The organism is Phaeobacter sp. JH20_29 (assembly GCF_048056175.1).
GTDB classification, from domain to species: domain Bacteria; phylum Pseudomonadota; class Alphaproteobacteria; order Rhodobacterales; family Rhodobacteraceae; genus Phaeobacter; species Phaeobacter bryozoorum.
In genome coordinates this window covers 394,941-409,509 of record NZ_JAYMWO010000005.1, presented here as the reverse complement: position 1 = coordinate 409,509, position 14,569 = coordinate 394,941, and the positions used below count along the sequence as shown (strand labels likewise).

Below are 14,569 nucleotides of genomic sequence, written 5' to 3'. Positions count from 1 at the left end.
AGCGTCGCTCCGACGTCGGGGCTCGATCACAGATCCCGGCCCAGCGCTATGCAGGATCATGAGGTGCCTCCAACTGGATCATTGGCGATATTGCCACCGCAGAGCAGCACCGCAACCCGCTCACCTGCTGCCGGCTGGTAGATGCCGCTGGTCAGAGCAGCCAATGCGGTTGCCCCTGCCGGCTCCACCAGCAGGCGGCGTTCCTGCCACAGCGCCGTCTGGGCCGCGGTGATTGCATCGTCGGGCACCGTCACCGAGGTCACCGCATGTGATTGAGCCTCAGCCAGCTCGTAGCAGATATTGCCGATCCGCCGCGCGCCGAGAGCATTTGCAGCCACGCCTGAAACCTCAACATCGACGGGCTTGCCTGCGGCAAGCGCGCTATTTAAGGCCGAACTGGTTTCCGGCTCAACCGCCACGATCTTCTTCGATCCGCCGTACCAGGCCATGGCGCCCGCTATAAGCCCGCCTCCGCCCACCGCAATCAATAGCGTGTCAGCCACGAGCCCCTGTGCGTCCCATTCCGCAAAGCAGGTACCCTGCCCGATAACCGTTGCCGGTGCGTCATAGGCATGGACCTGCATTGCACCAGTCCGCTGCTCGTAGGCCTGCGCTTTCTCAAGGGCATTGGCATAGGCGCCCAGAACAACCTCGAGATCCGCGCCGCAGGCTCTGATCAATGCGATCTTTGCCGGGCCAGCCATTTCCGGAACATATACACGCGCGCGAAAGCCGAGCCTCTTGGCAGCGTAGGCGACCGCCGCGCCATGATTGCCGCCGGATGCAGCCACCAGCCCAGCCTCCGGCACCGATCCGCCCAAAAGCGTGTTGAAGGCACCACGCGCCTTGAAGCTGCCGGTGTGCTGCATATGCTCCAGCTTCATCATGATCGGATGGTCGAAGCCGAAGCCGACGGTTTCCAATATCGGTGTGCGCTGAATATAAGGGCGGATCCGCGTTTCAGCGGCGCCAATATCTTGTGTCCAATGCATGAGCAGTCCTCTTTTCCCGTCGGCGCGCTGACCGTAAGCCCTGTGCCAGCTTGTGCAAGCCCTCCTTGCATCTTCGATGGGCTTCACCCCGGATCACCTTCATATCAAGGCGATGGATCCGGGCTAGCGTCACGCCCGCCAAAGCGGTAGAAATAGAACTCCGTATTTTTTGAAATAACATAGCAGGTTTGCAATGAATGACGATCGCCATAGCCGATTCCGGGATGCACATTCTGACAGGGATCGCGCCGAGCATATGCCATCGACACCGCAGACCGAATCTCCGGCATACCGGCTGGCCTTTGCAGACGAAGATTTTCTCTGTCGCGAGGAGCTGCGCCCGGTTCGGTTGCAGCTTGAGCTGCTGAAACCGCAGTTGATGCTGGATGAGCATGGTATCGAAAGCACCATCGTCATGTTCGGTGGTGCACGTATCCCGGCGCCAAAAGACAAGGCGCAAGCGCGCACGCAGACGCTTCGGGACCTGTCCCATTTCTATGATGAAGCTCGCAAGTTCGCTAAGCTCATGACCGAGAAATCAATGACCACAGGTGGCAGGAAAGATGTCATCGTGACCGGTGGCGGACCTGGAGTGATGGAAGCAGGCAATCGCGGCGCAGTTGACGCCGGCGGCGCCTCTGTCGGGCTGAATATCGTGCTGCCCCATGAGCAGGCACCAAATGAATTCGTCACGCCGGAACTCTGCTTTAACTTCCACTATTTTGCGATCCGGAAGATGCATTTCCTGATGCGCGCCCGGGCCATTACCGTGTTTCCCGGCGGCTTTGGCACGCTGGACGAGATGTTCGAAAGCCTGACGCTGATCCAGACCGGCCGCATGGAACGCGTACCGTTCCTGCTGTTTGGCCGTGAGTTCTGGGAAAAAATCATCAACTGGGACGCTCTGGCGGATGCCGGAACCATCTCGGAGGAAGATCTTGACCTGTTCCGGTTCGTGGAAACCGCCGAGGAGGCGATTCACATCATCGACAACTGGGAGCCGGCACCGCCCCGTGACAGCTTGCCCGGTCGTAACGGATGATTACCCAGGAATCCCCGTCGCGCCGCCAAGCGCGCGTGGCGGGGCCTGCCGAAGGGAACCGCCCCTAGAAAGGGATGGCTCAGGCGAATTCAGGCGGCAGAACACCCAGAGGCTTGCCGTGGGGCAGACGTGTCAGAACTTGCGCGCCTTCGATATCCTTGATCGCATAACCATAGCCACGCAGGCGAAACTTCCATTCACGCGGGCTCAACGCCTTGCCACGTTCCTCGCGAACCAGATCCAATACGGTGGGCTCAATCGGCGCAGCGGCCGCTGTATGACTTGCCATGATCTCTTTCCCTTCCATCGACTGTCTACAATTTGGAAACTGTTCCGTCGGAATGGCGGAAATGTACCCGTATTGTGGAAATTTCTGGGCAGCACCGCGATTCTTGGTATACACAGCAGTAAATACGCGCCGACAACGCAAGATCAGACCAACTGGTGACGATTCAATCGGTGACCGCTCCTGTTCCCCGGTCGCGACAGTTCTCAATCATCAGAATCGGTCAAATTTAATGCTATTGTTCACAATGTGAGGCTTTGGCGCCGAAACGCCATTTTTCGCAGCCCCTAGGAGCGACATCCGAGAGGGAGCCAGGGCGATCAGGTTAAGCCTCTGAATAAACAGAAATATCAAGCGCATCACAGAACTGAAACTTGGGGTACCGACCGGCCCAGTTCGTGCCCTTTCTATCTGTAGCGGCGTCGAGCGCCCCAAAAATTCCCCAAGAATCGGCCCATCAGCGCCACATTCATTGACCAGATTGACGACAACCCAAGTGGAGTTGTCGCATGCCCCGAGTTTCGGATTATTCAGCCCTTCTATACTACCTCGACGGCGACCACTTCCGTTGGAATTCCCCGGCAGATCTGGGAACGCAGGCCATCATCACCTACAGCTTTACCGAAACAGGTAGCCTCGCGGATCCGGCTGAGAGCGACCCCTATGGCGCGACCGAATATTGGGCCTTTGATGACGATCAACGCGATCTGTTTCGCGAAAGCCTGTCTCAATACGAAGATATTTCGGGGGTGCGTTTCATCGAAGTCGAAGGCCGAGGCATGATCAATGCCTTTGGCTCGACCGGTAGCACGGCGGGCGGCTGGGCCAATATTGCGATGTCCGGGGATGGCTTCACCGGTCGCGGTGACCTGACCATCGACACAGCCATCATGACCAAGGGTACCTATGGTTATGTTACGCTTTTGCATGAGGTTGGCCATGCCCTTGGCTTGCAGCATTCGCATGATGGCGGGCTGACGCTGGACCACCACGCCGACACGCCTGAAAACACGGTAATGACATACAATCACAGCCCTACATATGTAACGGAGCTGGGTACGTTCGACATTCAGGCGATGCAGCACGTTTATGGAAGCAGCGACAGCTTCGCAGGTTGGCAGATCCTCGGCGGTGGCAGTGATCCCATTATCATCCGAAGCACAAATGCGGCGGAAACGGTGATCGGCACCGACCAGAACACCACGATCAACGCCAGAGGTGGTAATGACCATGTTCAGGGGCGCGAGGCAGATGATACCCTGCGCGGTGCCGGTGGTAGCGATACCATAATCGGGGGCTTGGGCGAAGACCGGCTGTTCGGCGGCAGTGGTGCAGATCTCTTGATAGGCGGCACCACTGATGATGCCTATTCCGGCGGTAGCGATAGCGACATCCTCCACGGCAAGCGTGGGCACGACCTGCTCCATGGCGGATCCGGCGACGATCAACTGCTGGGCGGGGTCGGGCGTGACACGCTGGTCGGCGGCGATGGCAGCGATACGCTGACCGGCGGCTCCGGTGCGGATACTTTTGTCTTTGATCAGGCAGATGCCTATGACGTCAACCGGATCACCGACTTTGGCCGTGGCGCAGATGTGATTGACGTGTCTGGCCTCTGGATCGGCAGTCTCGACCAGCTCGACATCGTCGAAGACAACGGCAGCACCACCATCTCCTATTCCAATTGGTTCGAAGTGGAATTGACCAACTACACCGACACCCTCACGGGAGCGGATTTCATATTCAGTTGAGGCAGCCGGGGACCTGCCTGGAGGTCGAGGTCAGGGGTTTAGCCCCGCCTCGGCCTCAATCTGTTTACGGCTCTTGCGCGCACGCTCGGTAGCCGATTTCAACTGACCACAGGCCGCCAGAATGTCCTCGCCCCGTGGTGTACGGATCGGAGAGGCATAGCCGGCCTGATAAATAATGTTGGCAAAGGCGTGAATCCGGTTGTTTGACGAACGCGTATAGGGCGAACCTGGCCATTCATTGAATGGGATCAGATTGACCTTCGCCGGGATCCCATCAATCAGCTCAACCAGACGATGGGCGTCTTCGTCGCTGTCATTCACGCCGTTCAACATCACATATTCAAAAGTGATCCGCTCCGAATTGGTCAGGCGCGGATAGGCGCGGAGAGCGTCCAGTAGTGCTTCGATATTCCAGCGTTTGTTGATCGGTACCAGTTTGTCGCGCACCTCATCGGTGGTCGCATGAAAGGACACAGCCAGCAGGCAGCCGATTTCCTCGGCCGTGCGCGCGATTTCCGGCACCACACCGGAAGTTGACAAGGTAATGCGACGCCGAGACAGGCTGATCCCCTCGGGGTCCATCGCGATCTTCATCGCGTCGCGCACGTTGTCAAAGTTGTAGAGCGGCTCTCCCATCCCCATCAGCACGATATTCGACAGCAAGCGCGTCTCATCCTTGGGCGCGCCGGGAACCGGCCATTCGTCCAGATCGTCACGCGCCATCATGATTTGGCCAACGATCTCGGCCGCCGTCAGGTTACGGACCAGTTTCTGCGTGCCGGTATGGCAGAACGAACAGGTCAGGGTGCAGCCCACCTGCGAGGAAATACACAGTGTACCGCGCCCTTCCTCAGGGATGTAGACCACCTCGACCTCATGGCCGCCAGCGATACGCACCAGATACTTGCGTGTGCCATCGGTAGAGACCTGTTTGCTCACCACCTCGGGAATCGCGATTTCAAAATGCTCGTCCAGCTGCGCGCGATAAGCCTTTGCGAGATTCGTCATCTCCGCAAAGTCGCGCTTGCCCCATTGATAGATCCACTGCCAGATCTGCCCGACCCGCATTTTGGCCTGCTTTTCCGGCGTACCATGTGCGATCAGTGTTTCCCGCAACTGGTCGCGGGTCAGACCTACTAGATTGATCTTGCCGCCCTCAGGCATCTTGCGAGGCAGGGTCAGGACGTCCTGGGTGATCGGCGCATTGGCGGTCATGGCAAAAAGACTCGGTCTGTTTGGGTGGATGCGGCTCTATATAGGATTCTTGCCAAAGATCAAAAGGAATCCTCCCGATTTTGCTTCGGCACTCTCTTACCGGGCGTAATCCATCAGCGCGTCGACCCGATCCCGTGTCAGGCCAATACGACAGGATAGAACCGCGATACCGGTTCCCGAACCGCCGGCAAAGGTCTCCCCGACAAACGCGCAATGCTCGTCACGGAACGTCTCCCAGGATGCCTGCCCCGCCTCCAGTGCAGGGATTGCGGCAGGTCGTCCGGTGGTATCATCAAGTTCGGCCATCGTATTGCGGGCATAATCAAACGCCTGTGAAAGAGCCATATTGGCGCGGGTTTCATCCGCCTCAAGGCAGCTGCGCAGGTCAACCTGAGAAACAGCACCGCTGCATTCCATTGCAGGATCCGCCAGAACCGGCAACGGCAATGCCAGGGCGAGTGTGACGATGTGGCGCCGCATGATGTGGAACTCCTAGGGTGTCATGACAGATGTTATCGGGCCGGGCAAAACACCTCCGACCCGTTCGACAGCTCAAAACCCGGATGCAGGCCGGGTCTCCTCGCACGTGCGCGACGCTCTGGGGGCGACCGCCGAGCGCAATCAGTTACAGCGTTTTTCGGCGTCCTCGACCGCGGCGGTAAAGCCAAGGAGCGAGAACGTGTCCTTGGTCTGTGTCCCACGTGCGGACCGGGCTGTCAGAACAGCCTGCGCGCCACGTTTCATCGCGGTGATGATCTTGGCGTCATCCGCAGCCGTTGCAGGCCAGGCCCACTCACCCTCTGTGAACAGCTCAAATTCGGTATCGCCCACTGCGAGATTCACGGTTGAGCCCGGCGCAAAGGGATAGCCGCCGGTGAAAGTCACCTGCCCCTTGTCGCCGGTTTCTGGCCGATAGAAAACGAACAGTTGGATCTTGCCACGACGCACGGCTTTCACGCGGCCGTCACGGGTGTTTACGGTCTCTTTCGGAGCGGAGACACCCCAGCATTCCTTGGGACTTTCGCCTTGAAACACGCTCCAGTCGACATTGCTCGCGACGCGATTGTCAGATTCTGCCTGCTGTGCGGATGCGCTGGTGGCCATTGCGGCCAGACACAGGCCCGCGACGCAGCGGACGAGTTTTGATGCCATTTGTCCCAACTCCAAAGACTGTCGTTACCTCAAATAAGCCAGGGTACATGCGGCGTTACCTTCGCCGTCTGGTCCCGATCCCCTCGCTTGTGTACTCATACACACTATCGTAACTATCGCCACGTGTGAAAGCCCGTTTTGGCGGGAAATTGCCAACAGGAAAGGCGTTTTGTGATGACCAAACCCGTACCGATGACTGAAGTGTGGCGCGGTCCGCTCTTGGAAAGCCTGCATCTGGGCCATGCCGTTGTCTGTAACGCCAAGGGAGAGATCGTGCGCAGCTGGGGCGATCCCGACGCGATTATTTACCCGCGCAGTTCCGCCAAGATGATCCAGGCGCTGCCTCTGATCACATCGGGCGCAGCGGCAAAATACGGGCTGACCTCTGAGCAGCTCGCCCTCGCCTGTGCTTCGCACAATGGTGCCGAGATCCACACCAGCCGCGTCAACGCCTGGCTGGATCAGCTGTCCATGACCGATCATGATTTCCGCTGCGGCCCGCAGCTGCCAGACGATATTCCGGCGCGAAACGCGCTGATCAAAACCGATACAAGCCCGTGTCAGGTTCACAATAACTGCTCCGGCAAGCATGCAGGCTTTCTGACGCTGTCCCAGCACCTGGGGGCCGGACCCGAATATGTAGAGATCGACCATCCGGTACAACAGGCCTGCCGGAGCGCCTTTGAGCAGGTGACCGACGAATCCAGCCCTGGCTATGGCATCGACGGGTGCTCAGCGCCGAATTTCGCAACCTCCGTGAAGGGTCTGGCACGGGCGATGGCCTGGTTTGCCTCCGCCTCTGACCGTTCGGACCGCGATGCCGATGCCGCGCAGCAGCTGGTGGCCGCGATGACAGCGCATCCCGAACTGGTCGCTGGCGAAACCCGCGCCTGCACCAACCTTATGCGTGCGATGGGTGGCAAGGTCGCGATCAAAACCGGCGCTGAAGCCGTCTTCATCGCCATCCTGCCCGAACAGAAACTGGGTGTGGCGCTGAAGATCACCGACGGTGCCACCCGCGCCAGCGAATGCGCAATTGCAAGCATTCTAGTGGGGCTCGGCGTTCTGGATGCCGACCATCCGGCAACACTGAAATATCGCAACGCCCCCCTGATCAATCGCCGAGGCATCGACTGTGGTTCGATCCGGCCCTCAGCTGAAATGCAGTTCTGACCAAAGATTGCCCCGGCACGCAGAACGCGGACCGGGGCAATCAAAGGCGTGTTCCAAGACAGCTATATGTGGTCACATTTCAATGATTTCGGCGACCTCAACAGAACCATCACCGCTGGTCACCATCGGGCAGCCATTGGCCATTTTACAGGCGGCATCTATGTCGACCGCTTCGACCACGGAATAGCCGGAGAGCGGATTGGCACCACCGTTGTCCGCGACGCCCGACTTCTGAACCGTCTTTGACATGCCGACAGGATTCCCCGGCACGACAAGCGCGTCGCCCATCCCGCCCATCCAGGTTTTCCAGGCATCCATGACCTTGGCGCCCTCTTCCGGTGTCTCCGGTGTCTTGCCGCCGTGATATGCAAAAATGAACTGTGGCATTGGGTACTCCTTCCCTATTTAGGTCTTGGTTAAAACAGCTTCTCATTGTCGCAAGCCCGCAATCACGGGAGCTTGGACACCAGTTTTCTCAGAGACGATTCCCATCCGACCCGGTGGTTTTCGGCCATCTCAGAGTTGTCCAGATCCCGATGATCAACAATCAGCCGAGCACCCGTCTCAATAGCTTCAACGGTGAGGGTGACATGGCTTTCGTGCCCGCGCGCGCCTGCTTCGTCGTGCCACGCCCAGGTAAATCCGATCGACTGCGGCGGACGCACATGGGTGACCACACCTGAGACATGATAACGGTCTCCATCGGCATTCATCATGACCGTGGACCACGGCCCCTCCTGATGGAAATTCAGCGTATATTCAGGCACGGTCAGCCCCTCTGGTCCCCACCATTGCAGGAGCTTCTCGGTATCGCTGATCCAGGCAAACAGCCGGTCCGGCGACACCTGGAATTCGCGTTCCAAGCGCAAATCCGTCATTCCATTTCCTCCCTTAGTGCTGCTTCCAGCCGATCGAGGCTGCTTTGCCAGAACGATTGCCGCGACAGGGTCCAGTCTGCGATCAGCTTCAGTCCCTCAGGCCGCGCTGAATACAATCGGCGTGTCCCATCGGCGCGCTGCGCCACCAATCCAGCCTCACGCAATACCTTGAGATGGCGCGAGATCGCCGGCGCAGTGATGCCCGATCCCCGCACCAGATCACCGGCTGGCAGTTCTCCGTGTTCCATCAGCTGTTCGATGATGGCCATACGCGTGCCGTCAGAGAGGGCGGAGAATGATTTGAGTAATGGAGTCATACCCAATATTAACACATGGGTTAATTAATGGATAGGTTAAATTTTATCGCAGCAGTGTTGTGATCCGTCTTGCCGCGTTGACGCCGACGTCCAGAAGATCACAGCATGTCCCACAGCAGCCGCAGCGCCAGAACAACTGAGGTCAGAACCAGCAATGGCTTGATCATGCGAGCGCCCTGCTTCTGCGCCAACCCGGCACCGACCCGGGCACCGGCGATCTGCGCGATACCCATCGCCAAGCCAACGCCCCACCATGGCGTCGCAACAAAAGCAAAGGCCAGCAGTGCTCCGGCATTGGACGCGAAATTCAGTAGTTTCGTATGTGCCGTCGCACGCAGGATGCCAAGCCCGGCCAGAGACACAAAACCAAGCATGTAGAAGCTGCCAGCACCCGGCCCCAGCAATCCGTCGTAGAAACCGCAGAGCGGCACGATGGTGGCAGCAAATATCGCTGGCGACAGGCGCCGCGCCCGATCGCTGTCATCAAGCCCCTTCTTGGTGGCAAAGAACACGGCAATTCCGATCAGCAACAGCGGTAGGATCCACCGGATCCACGTCGTCGGCAGCACCGAAATCAACAGCGCGCCGCAGATTGACGCAATACCTGCAATCAGCGCAGATCCAGCCTGCCCGCGCAAATCGACGTGACCGCCGCGCGCATAGCTGAGGGCAGCGGTGGCCGCCCCGAACAATCCCTGAATCTTGTTGGTGGCAAGGGCGGTGATTGGGTTGGCTCCAGCCAAGAGCAAAACTGGCACCGTGATCAACCCGCCGCCACCGGCTATTGCATCAATGAACCCAGCCGCAAACCCTGCTGCCAGCAACAGCAGCAGGACTTCAAACCCAACCTCGAACATAATATCAGCCTTTGAAATCGCTCAGGGCATAGCCCTGAATATAAAGAAGCGCCGTCAGGTCACCGTGGTTGATACGAATGTCGCATTCTGCGGCAACCGATGGTTTGGCATGGAGTGCTACACCCGCCCCGGCACGCCCCAACATGCCAAGATCATTCGCACCATCGCCAACCGCCATGACATCCGCCTCGGTCAATCCCAGACGCGCAGTGATCTGCTCTAGCGCGTCGACCTTGGCCGCCCGCCCCAGGATCGGCAGACCGACCTCACCGCTGAGGACGCCATCCGCCACAAGCAGCGTGTTTGCCCGGTTCTCATCAAACCCCAACCGATCCGAAACGCATTCGGTAAAGGCGGTAAAACCACCAGACACCAGGGCGGCATAGGCTCCATCGGCCTTCATCGTTGCCAGCAGCGTGGGGCCGCCCGGCATCAGCGTGATACGGCGATCCAGAACCTGATCAATCACCGCGACGGGCAAACCTTTCAGCAGCGCGACACGCTCCCGCAGGGCACCGTCGAAATCCAGCTCACCGTTCATGGCCCGCGCCGTGATCTCCTTCACCTGCGCACCCACACCGGCCTCTTCGGCCAGTTCGTCAATGCACTCCTGCTGGATCATGGTGGAGTCCATATCCGCCAGCAGCATCTTCTTCCGGCGCCCCGCTGTCGGCTGGATCACCAGATCCACGCCGAGATCCTGCAGATCCGCCCAAACGTCCCAGTGATTATCCGGCCGCACCTGCAGAGAGAATTCAGCCGCAATATCCGGTGCCAGCCACTGCACATCACCTCCCCCCCAGGCATTGCGCAGCGATTCGGTTAGCGCGGGTGCAAGGCAGGGGGTTTGCGGATTGCAAAGCAGGGTGGCGACAAACATGGCAAGCTCCATCGGGCAAGGATGCGCCCGTCATACGCCCGCAAGCCATCCATCGCCAAGCCCCCGATTCCACCCTGCCCTCACAACTGTGCCGCAGGTGTCTCACATTGCCATCGCCCGCCGCCCAGCGTGCCATCTGTTTCCGAAAGGCGTCAGAATGCGTCGCTATTGATTCCGATATAGCCGCTATTTGTCATTTTCCCTGTTGCCCAGCCGGATTTCAGCCAGTAGCCCTATCAGCGGGACACCTCTCCCCAACGAGAGGCGCTTATCTGGAAGGATAGCATTATGGCTATTGAAGAACCGGCGTTGCACGCAACCGTGCACGAACCTACTGCGCGACCTGCCAATCCGCGTTTCTCCTCCGGCCCCTGTGCCAAACCCCCCGCATTTGATCTGACCAAGCTTGCTGGCGCTCCTCTGGGACGCAGCCACCGTGCCGCTGTCGGCAAGGACAAGCTGCTGGCCGCGATCGAAGGCACGCGCGAAATTCTCGGCGTACCGGCGGACTATCAGATCGGGATCGTTCCTGCCTCCGACACCGGTGCGGTCGAGATGGCAATGTGGAACCTGCTGGGTGCCCGCGGAACCGAAATGCTGGCCTGGGAGAGCTTTGGCGCAGGATGGGTGACCGATGTGGTGAAACAGCTGAAGCTGGACGCTACCGTCAAGACCGCTGACTATGGTGAGCTGGTTGACCTGGCCACAGTCGATTTCACCAAGGACGTCGTTTTCACCTGGAATGGCACCACCTCCGGTGTGCGCGTCCCAAACGGCGACTGGATCCCCGCTGATCGCGAGGGCCTCACAATCTGTGACGCCACCTCCGCCGCCTTCGCGCAGGATCTGCCTTGGGACAAACTGGATGTGACAACCTTCTCCTGGCAGAAGGTGCTGGGCGGCGAAGCGGCGCACGGCATGATCATCCTCAGCCCCCGCGCGGTTGAACGACTGGAAAGCTACACTCCCGCCTGGCCTCTGCCGAAGATTTTCCGCCTGACCAAGGGCGGCAAGCTGATAGACGGTATTTTCAAAGGCGCGACCATCAACACTCCCTCGATGCTCGCCGTTGAGGATTATCTTCTCGCGCTGGACTGGGCGCGGTCCGTCGGCGGCCTTGACGGGCTAAAGGCCCGCGCCAACGCCAATGCACAGGCAATCTTCAATTTCTGCGCCGCCAAGCCATGGCTTGCGAATCTGGCAGCCGACCCTGCCACCCGCTCCAATACATCGGTTTGCCTGAAGTTCACCGATGCGCGCATTGCAGATGGTGCTGCCTTCGCCAAGGCTGTTGCCAAACGTCTCGAAGCCGAAGATGTCGCCTTGGACATAGGCGCCTATCGGGATGCCCCTGCCGGTCTGCGCATCTGGTGCGGCGGCACCGTCGAAACCTCTGATATCGAGGCCATGCTGCCCTGGCTTGAATGGGCGTTTGAGGCTGAAATCGCGGCTCAATCCGCCGCAGCCTGACCCCCAAGCGCCTGCCCCGCACCAACTGGGCAGGCATCAGACGACTTGCCGCCGACACAGGCGTTTCACCCAGACATTCGGCCCGACCGGCCCCCGCATGAAGGACCCCACTCATGGCTCCCAAAGTTCTCATCTCCGACAAACTCTCTGAAGCTGCTGTTCAGATCTTTCGTGATCGCGGCATCGATGTTGATTTCCAGCCGGACCTTGGCAAAGACAAGGACAAGCTGGCCGCGATCATCGGCGATTACGACGGTCTCGCGATCCGCTCCGCGACGAAAGTCACCCAGAAAATCCTCGACAATGCCACCAATCTCAAGGTGATCGCACGCGCTGGCATCGGGACGGACAATATTGACAAGGATGCCGCCTCTCAGAAGGGCGTGATCGTGATGAACACGCCCTTTGGCAACATGATCACCACCGCGGAGCACGCCATCGCCATGATGTTCGCCGTCGCCCGACAGATCCCCGAGGCCTCGGCCTCCACCCATGCCGGCAAATGGGAAAAATCCAAATTCATGGGCGTTGAGCTGACCAACAAGACCCTCGGCGTGATCGGGGCCGGCAACATTGGCGGTATCGTCTGCGACCGCGCCCGCGGCCTGAAGATGAAAGTGGTCGCCTATGATCCGTTTCTCAGCCAGGAGAAAGCTGACAAGATGGGTGTTGAGAAGGTTGACCTGGACGAGCTGCTCGCCCGCGCCGATTTCATCACCCTGCACGTGCCGCTGACCGACCAGACCCGGAATATCCTGTCCAAGGAGAACCTGGCCAAAACCAAGAAAGGCGTGCGTATCATCAACTGCGCCCGTGGCGGTCTGGTGGATGAAGCGGCGCTGGCGGAGCTGCTGACCTCAGGCCATGTCGCCGGTGCTGCTTTTGATGTCTTCTCCGAAGAACCGGCCATGACCAACCCGTTGTTTGGCCTGCCAAATGTAGTCTGTACCCCCCATCTCGGTGCAGCCACCAGCGAAGCCCAGGAAAACGTTGCCCTTCAGGTTGCCGAACAGATGTCGAATTACCTGCTCGACGGCGCGGTTGAGAACGCATTGAACATGCCTTCGATGACCGCCAAGGAGGCGCGCGTGATGGGCCCATGGGTCGCGCTTTCCGGGCATCTCGGTGGCTTCATCGGTCAGATGACGGATGAACCCATTCAGGCCATCAACATCCTCTATGATGGCGTGGCCGCCGAAATGAACCTAGCGGCACTGAACTGCTCGGTGGTCGCGGGCATCATGAAGAAGCTCAATCCCGATGTGAACATGGTCTCCGCGCCCGTGGTGGCCCGCGAACGTGGCATTCAGATTTCCACCACCAATCAGGACAAATCCGGCGCCTTCGACGGCTATATCAAGGTCACGGTTGTGACCAGCAAGCGTGAGCGTTCGGTGGCCGGGACGGTGTTCTCGGATGGCAAACCTCGTTTCATCCAGATCAAGGGCATCAATATCGACGCAGAGGTGGGCGCGCATATGCTCTATACCACCAACGAGGATGTGCCCGGGATCATCGGTACCCTCGGTCGCATTCTGGGCGATATGGGCGTGAATATCGCCAACTTCACGCTTGGCCGTTCGCAAGCCGGCGGTGAGGCGATCGCACTGCTCTACGTTGATGAACCGGTACCGGCTGCGGCTCGCGCGGCCTTGGCGGAAACCGAGTTTTTCAACCAGATCAAGCCGCTGCAGTTTGATGTCAGCTGATCCCTAGCCTATCTGAAATTTCAATGAATGCGCCGCCGAGCTATGAAGGCGGCGCATTTCTCGTTTGGCACCATGAATATCCCGCAGGAGAGTCCCATGACCGCCCCAATATATGCAATCGGCGATATCCACGGCCAGCTTGGGATGCTGGAAGAGGCTCTGGACCTGATCGAGGCTGATGGCGGGCGCGATGCGCCGGTGGTCTTCCTGGGCGACTTCATTGATCGCGGCCCCGACAGCCGGGGGGTGATCGATCACCTGATCACCGGGCAAAAGGACGGTCGCAACTGGATAACCCTATTGGGCAATCACGACCGCATGTTCGCCTGGTTCATGGAGGATACGCCGCGCCACGACCCGCATATGCTGGTGGGCTATCACTGGTTGCACGACCGTATCGGTGGTCTCGAAACGCTCGAAAGCTACGGAGTGACCTTCCTAGAGCGAACCCGTCTTGCCGACGTCCATGCCGAGGCGAGAGCCGCGGTCCCCGACAGCCATGTCGCCTTTCTGAAACGTTTGACGACCATGCATCAAACCAGCGATCTCGCTTTCGTCCACGCAGGAATCCGGCCTGGCGTTGCGCTGGAAAACCAGATCGAAAATGATCTGGTCTGGATACGCCAGTCCTTTCATCAGGAACGCGCCCCCCACCCCAAGCTTATCGTTCACGGTCACACTCCGGTGGAGCGCGCTACACATTATGGCAATCGTGTGAACCTCGACAGCGGCGCCGGTTTCGGCAAACCGCTCAGCACAGCCGTTTTCGAATCCGGCCTGGTCTGGTTGCTCACCAGCAAAGGCCGACAGGCCCTCACCCCATAAGCCCATCTTCTGGCTTCAAATA

At 59.2% G+C, this 14,569-nt stretch carries 16 protein-coding genes; 6 read left to right on the top strand and 10 right to left on the bottom strand.

Features of this window, described 5'->3' with window-relative positions; translation table 11 throughout:
• Positions 1-56 precede the first annotated feature (56 nt).
• Positions 57-992, bottom strand: coding sequence for a threonine/serine dehydratase (locus tag VWZ85_RS04740; protein ID WP_416587263.1), 936 nt, complete (start codon positions 990-992; stop codon positions 57-59).
• Positions 993-1,185: 193 nt separating this feature from the next.
• Here VWZ85_RS04740 and VWZ85_RS04735 point away from each other — a divergent pair, with 193 nt between their 5' ends.
• Positions 1,186-2,034 carry an LOG family protein gene (locus VWZ85_RS04735; protein WP_340547209.1) on the top strand — a complete coding sequence of 283 codons (849 nt, stop codon included), beginning with the start codon at positions 1,186-1,188 and terminating at the stop codon, positions 2,032-2,034.
• A gap of 79 nt (positions 2,035-2,113) precedes the next feature.
• On the opposite strand, the gene VWZ85_RS04730 is transcribed toward VWZ85_RS04735, so the two are convergent.
• Entirely contained in the window at positions 2,114-2,323 is a 210-nt protein-coding gene (locus tag VWZ85_RS04730; protein WP_340547208.1) for a hypothetical protein, read from the bottom strand.
• A gap of 506 nt (positions 2,324-2,829) precedes the next feature.
• Between VWZ85_RS04730 and VWZ85_RS04725 the strand changes: the two genes are divergently transcribed.
• Entirely contained in the window at positions 2,830-4,071 is a 1,242-nt protein-coding gene (locus VWZ85_RS04725) for a metallopeptidase (RefSeq protein ID WP_416587262.1), read from the top strand.
• A 30-nt stretch (positions 4,072-4,101) separates the two neighbouring features.
• Here the strand turns inward: VWZ85_RS04725 and rlmN are convergent, their stop codons facing one another.
• The 3 genes from rlmN to VWZ85_RS04710 form a co-directional block, all read right to left on the bottom strand.
• Positions 4,102-5,286, bottom strand: coding sequence for a 23S rRNA (adenine(2503)-C(2))-methyltransferase RlmN (rlmN, locus tag VWZ85_RS04720; RefSeq protein ID WP_416538111.1), 1,185 nt, complete (start codon positions 5,284-5,286; stop codon positions 4,102-4,104).
• Between the two features lie 96 nt (positions 5,287-5,382).
• On the bottom strand, positions 5,383-5,766 hold the full coding sequence (locus tag VWZ85_RS04715) for a lysozyme inhibitor LprI family protein (protein ID WP_416548906.1): 384 nt from the start codon (positions 5,764-5,766) through the stop codon (positions 5,383-5,385).
• 141 nt (positions 5,767-5,907) lie between these two features.
• A complete protein-coding gene (locus VWZ85_RS04710; RefSeq protein WP_340547204.1) occupies positions 5,908-6,438 on the bottom strand; it encodes an invasion associated locus B family protein in 531 nt (176 codons plus the stop codon).
• Positions 6,439-6,612: 174 nt separating this feature from the next.
• Between VWZ85_RS04710 and VWZ85_RS04705 the strand changes: the two genes are divergently transcribed.
• Entirely contained in the window at positions 6,613-7,611 is a 999-nt protein-coding gene (locus VWZ85_RS04705; protein WP_416534301.1) for an asparaginase, read from the top strand.
• A gap of 72 nt (positions 7,612-7,683) precedes the next feature.
• Here VWZ85_RS04705 and VWZ85_RS04700 read toward each other — a convergent pair whose 3' ends face one another.
• From VWZ85_RS04700 to serB, 5 genes are all read right to left on the bottom strand, one after another.
• Positions 7,684-7,998 (bottom strand): hypothetical protein, encoded by a 315-nt coding sequence (locus VWZ85_RS04700; protein ID WP_340547202.1) that lies wholly within the window; start codon positions 7,996-7,998, stop codon positions 7,684-7,686.
• Between the two features lie 62 nt (positions 7,999-8,060).
• Positions 8,061-8,489 (bottom strand): SRPBCC family protein, encoded by a 429-nt coding sequence (locus VWZ85_RS04695; protein ID WP_416539849.1) that lies wholly within the window; start codon positions 8,487-8,489, stop codon positions 8,061-8,063.
• A complete protein-coding gene (locus VWZ85_RS04690) occupies positions 8,486-8,806 on the bottom strand; it encodes an ArsR/SmtB family transcription factor (protein ID WP_340547200.1) in 321 nt (106 codons plus the stop codon). Before VWZ85_RS04690 ends, VWZ85_RS04695 begins: the two co-directional genes overlap by 4 nt.
• 98 nt (positions 8,807-8,904) lie before the next feature.
• Positions 8,905-9,663, bottom strand: a complete 759-nt coding sequence (locus VWZ85_RS04685; protein WP_416538108.1) for a TSUP family transporter — start codon at positions 9,661-9,663, stop codon at positions 8,905-8,907.
• A gap of 4 nt (positions 9,664-9,667) precedes the next feature.
• The gene (gene serB, locus VWZ85_RS04680; RefSeq protein ID WP_416539851.1) at positions 9,668-10,543 is read right to left on the bottom strand and encodes a phosphoserine phosphatase SerB; all 876 of its coding nucleotides are present in this window, start codon (positions 10,541-10,543) and stop codon (positions 9,668-9,670) included.
• A 288-nt stretch (positions 10,544-10,831) separates the two neighbouring features.
• Between serB and VWZ85_RS04675 the strand changes: the two genes are divergently transcribed.
• The 3 genes from VWZ85_RS04675 (at position 10,832) to VWZ85_RS04665 (ending at position 14,547) form a co-directional block, all read left to right on the top strand.
• Entirely contained in the window at positions 10,832-12,013 is a 1,182-nt protein-coding gene (locus VWZ85_RS04675) for a phosphoserine transaminase (RefSeq protein WP_416587261.1), read from the top strand.
• A 113-nt stretch (positions 12,014-12,126) separates the two neighbouring features.
• A complete protein-coding gene (serA, locus tag VWZ85_RS04670; RefSeq protein WP_416534305.1) occupies positions 12,127-13,722 on the top strand; it encodes a phosphoglycerate dehydrogenase in 1,596 nt (531 codons plus the stop codon).
• A gap of 96 nt (positions 13,723-13,818) precedes the next feature.
• On the top strand, positions 13,819-14,547 hold the full coding sequence (locus VWZ85_RS04665; protein ID WP_416587260.1) for a metallophosphoesterase family protein: 729 nt from the start codon (positions 13,819-13,821) through the stop codon (positions 14,545-14,547).
• Positions 14,548-14,569: the final 22 nt, after the last annotated feature.